6 protein-coding genes are annotated in these 3,967 nt (G+C 63.4%); 1 reads left to right on the plus strand and 5 read right to left on the minus strand.

All coding sequences use genetic code 11. The features are described 5' to 3' along the window. From CP49_RS23210 to CP49_RS23220, 3 genes are all read right to left on the minus strand, one after another. Positions 1 to 792 (minus strand): hypothetical protein (locus CP49_RS23210; RefSeq protein WP_057852514.1); only part of this gene is annotated, 792 nt, incomplete at its 3' end. A gap of 151 nt (positions 793 to 943) precedes the next feature. Further along, entirely contained in the window at positions 944 to 1,147 is a 204-nt protein-coding gene (locus tag CP49_RS23215; protein WP_156438594.1) for a hypothetical protein, read from the minus strand. Positions 1,148 to 1,444: 297 nt separating this feature from the next. Further along, on the minus strand, positions 1,445 to 2,101 hold the full coding sequence (locus CP49_RS23220) for a glutathione S-transferase family protein (protein WP_057852515.1): 657 nt from the start codon (positions 2,099 to 2,101) through the stop codon (positions 1,445 to 1,447). Between the two features lie 101 nt (positions 2,102 to 2,202). Between CP49_RS23220 and CP49_RS23225 the strand changes: the two genes are divergently transcribed. Then, positions 2,203 to 2,880: a DUF599 domain-containing protein gene (locus CP49_RS23225; RefSeq protein WP_057852516.1), complete on the plus strand. Its 678-nt coding sequence runs from the start codon at positions 2,203 to 2,205 to the stop codon at positions 2,878 to 2,880. A gap of 44 nt (positions 2,881 to 2,924) precedes the next feature. Here CP49_RS23225 and CP49_RS23230 read toward each other — a convergent pair whose 3' ends face one another. Further along, positions 2,925 to 3,158 carry a hypothetical protein gene (locus CP49_RS23230; protein WP_057852517.1) on the minus strand — a complete coding sequence of 78 codons (234 nt, stop codon included), beginning with the start codon at positions 3,156 to 3,158 and terminating at the stop codon, positions 2,925 to 2,927. Between the two features lie 200 nt (positions 3,159 to 3,358). Beyond that, the coding region (locus tag CP49_RS46240; RefSeq protein WP_057852518.1) for a hypothetical protein at positions 3,359 to 3,967 on the minus strand (609 nt) is incomplete at its 5' end.

The raw sequence follows: 3,967 nt of genomic DNA on the forward strand, positions 1-3,967 counted from the left end.
CGGCTTCGGCGCGGCCCCAGGTGGCGGCTCGGGCGTCATGATGCTGACGGGCGGGGTGGAGGCCGAGGTCGGGAATTCAGCGTTGGTGGGCTTGCCGGTGGGAACGGACGGCGGCAGCGCCGCGACCAGACCTGAAGTGGCCTGCGGCGGCGCGTTCCACGACGCGGCGTAGCGCATGATCAGGCTTTCATAAGCGCGCTCGTTCATGTTGGCCACGATCTGGCGACTGTCGGTCAGCGAGCGGAACGCACGGCAGGCCGTCGGCGTGCAGCGGTCACGGGTCGTCAGCACATAGGCCACCAGCCCGTAACGGTCCTGTTCGAGGGCGCGGCGCAGCGCCAGCGTGTCGGAGCCGGCGCCCTTGTTCGCTGTGGCGACATCGCCAAGCGAAGTCAGCAGCGTGATCTGCGAGGCAGCGTAGGACACGGCCGCGGCCACTGACTCGGGCGAACCGAACAGCGTCTTCTCGCATGCGGAAAGGACAGCATCACCGGCAAGGTCATCGATGCAGGAAAGCTGCGGCAACGCGGCGCTGGCCGTCTGAACCGGGCGCGCCTCGGTCGACTGAACGGTGTTTGCCGCACCGAAGCCGCGGAAGGTCACGGCTCCCGCGACACCGATCGCAAGCAGCGTGATGAGCGCCAGCACGCCGTTGGCAGCGGATCTCTCCGCGCGCAACAGCGTGATCAGGACGATGATCCCGACAAATCCGGCCGTGGCCAGCGTCAGGTACAACGGAAGGTTCGGCGAGCGCCAGATCTGATCCAGCGAAGCAGCCCAGGCCCAGTTCATGCGCGGTGTCCCTTAACGCAGCATCAAACGCTCTCGAAAGACGAATGCGTCTTTACCGCATTCGCTTTTCGGCAGAATGGTTCTGCGAACGGGGCCTTTTGACGGCGGTCGAAGTGGAACTCCGTCAGCCGGCTGCTTGCACACAACTGTTTCAGGAAACCGCGAGCTGGCTTTCCTTGGCGACCCGTTCGAAAGCTTCGGTCGAGCTTTTGATGCGATACTGACAGTCGTCGCCATCAGTCGGCAGCAGCCGGATCACCTCATAGGTGCCGCTGGCGGCCGGACGGGCAACGTTGCTGGCAGTAAAATAGACAGTCTCTCCAACGGAGTACTTATGCTTCAACGCCCTCTCCATTACGCAAGAACGCCGGCCGCGCTCACGGTCCCGCTAGCTTTCGGCCGACTTGAGAACCCTGCGGCAACCTAGCACAGCCGCCCCTCCAAAAGCCAGTAACATCGGGGCATGGCAAATACGCAAATTCTGCATGTTTTTCAGGGCGATAAGCCGAGCTCTCCGGCTTCCCCTCGAAAATCCGCATGGCCCACCGGCCTGCCCCCGTTTCCCGATTTAGGACAGAGTGCCCGGAGATTGGCCTGATTCCGCCGATGGCGCGGAATCAAGCAATTCTCCGGCCCGGCCAACTGCGAGGCGTCAAACCGTCTCGAAGCGTTCGATGACAAGCGTTTCGGCCAGGCCCGCGCGGGTCCATTCCTGGAAAGCCGGCAACGACATCATCGCATCGAAATAGTGCCGCGCCTCGTCCCCCACCTCGATCGCATAGGTGCGGAAGCGATGCACCACCGGCGCAAACATCGCGTCCGCACCGCCGAACGCGCCGAACAGAAACGGTCCTTCCTTGCCGTAACGGCGATGGCAATCGGCCCAGATTTCCTGAATGCGCGCCACATTGGCGCGTGCGTCATCCGACAGATCGACCGCACCGATCGGGCGATGCAGGTTCATGCCGCATTCATTGCGCAGCGGCATGAAGCCCGAATGCATCTCCGCCGAAATCGACCGCGCATGCGCCCGGCGGGCGCGGTCTTCCGGCCACAGCCTCACTTGCGGGTATTTCTCGGCGAGATACTCGATGATCGAAAGCGAGTCCCACACCGTGACGTCGCCATCGATCAGCGTCGGCACCTTGCCTGCTCGGGAAAAGCTCAGGATCCGGTCCTTGTCCGCTTTGTCGTCGGTGTAGAGCGGGATGAACACTTCCTCGAACGGAATTTCATTGGCGCGCAGCGCCAGCCACGGCCGCATCGACCATGACGAATAGTTCTTGTTGCCGATGACCAGTTTCAACATTTGCGGGGAAATCCTGTTGGGACCGTGATCTTGCCATAGTGCACCGCACGCATTCAACCTGTACATCACAATGCCGTAGCCATCATCGGGGATCTCGCCACATGGACGCCTATTGGGTCGATATCGCCTCCGTCGCGTTCTTTGTCGCGGAGTGGCTGGCCTACGGCTTCACGCTCGAGCATACCGCCTATGGCCGCGACAGCCTATCGGCGCGCATGAACCGCTATCGCGAGGTCTGGGTGCGAAACATGCTCGACCGCGAGGCGCGCATGGTCGACATGCAGATCATGGCCTCGCTGCAGAACGGCACTGCCTTCTTCGCCTCCACCAGCCTGATCGCGATCGGCGGCGGGCTGGCGCTGTTGCGCGCGACCAACGATGCGCTCGCCGTGCTTCGCGAGCTGCCGGTCGATCTCACCCCCTCGCCCGCCCTGTGGGAAATCAAATGCGTCGGGCTGATCCTGATCTTCATCTACGCCTTCTTCAAATTCGCCTGGTCCTACCGCCTGTTCAACTATGTCGCGATCCTGCTTGGCGCGATGCCGCCGTCGTCACAGCGCGACACCGCGGAAGCGGAGGCCCATGTGATGCGCACGACACGTCTGTTCGAGGCGGCGGGGCGGCATTTCAACCGCGGCCAGCGTGCGTTCTTCTTCGCGCTCGGCTATCTCGGCTGGTTCGTCAGCCCCTGGGTCTTGCTGCTGACGACCGCGCTCGTCGTCATCGTCACCTGGCGGCGGCAGTTCGCATCGAACGCCTGGCGGGCGATGGGGGGTTAGAGCGTTTTCAAGCGGAAACCTGCGCCGAGAGCTGGTTTCAAAATTCAGATGGCGGCCCCGATCAGCAAGAAGGCGGCGCCGAGCGCGACCAGCGCAAGACCAGGCCAGTTCGATTTGAACCCAAAGCCGCCAGCCGGCCTTTCAGGTTCCAAGGTGTCGCTGGGTTGCCCGGCGCGAAGCCGCCTTCCACCGCTCAATCGGCCGCGCCAGATTGGCAGAAAGGTCATCTGCAACACCCCGCCGAAAACAAGAATCACACCAAGCCATATGAGTGTCATGCTCGTCTCCCGTCAGTGAATGGGCCCCGAGCTTGCCGCCGGCCGAGGGCTCGACGTTTCTTGGTCGATTGCCTTTCAACGTCCGGCCGGCGCTCCCGTTTCGCCTACCGCAGTTCCATTTGGCCCCTAGAGAGCGACCTTCACTTCTCCTCTTTTGACGCCGGGATGATCGGATGGTCGAGCGGCCGTGCGTTCACGCGCTAGGAAGCGCCAAAATCCTGCGGCGTAAAGCTGAGATCGAGCACTTTCCATTCGCCGTAGCGATCCACCGGCAGCATGGCGTAGGGCTGACAGGCCGACAGCGCACGGATGGCGCCCTGCATCAGCAAGGGTCCCTTCATGGAGGCGCTGGCCTCGATCAGGATCGGCTCCGCGGCCAGCCTGCCGTCCGGCGTCATCAACACCCGCAGCTTGACCTTCACGTCGTCGTTGCTTGCCAGCGAGGCCGGCAGTTTCGAGCACGTCTTGAGATGCCTACGGAATTTCGTGATCACGGTGCTCGCGATGTCGGCGGCCTCGGTCGCCGGCCCATCAAAATTGTCGTCGCCCTTGTTGCTGGCTTGCGAGGACGACGGTGACGGCGGCGCAAGGTCGGGCGGCAAGCCGAGCAACACCTGGTATTTGATAGAGATATCCGGCTCGGGCGGTTTGACGGCCGGCGCCGCCGGTTGTGACGGCGGCTGCGCCGCGGGTGGCGTGGCGAGCGCAGCCTGCCGCTGCGGTTGCGGCTCTGGCTGCGCCGCCGGCGGGGGGATAGCGGCAGCAGCGGACCTTTCCGATGGCGACAAATCCTGCTGCGGCGTGGGCGC

It is taken from the genome of Bradyrhizobium valentinum, from assembly GCF_001440405.1.
In the GTDB taxonomy this organism is placed as follows: Bacteria; Pseudomonadota; Alphaproteobacteria; order Rhizobiales; family Xanthobacteraceae; genus Bradyrhizobium; species Bradyrhizobium valentinum.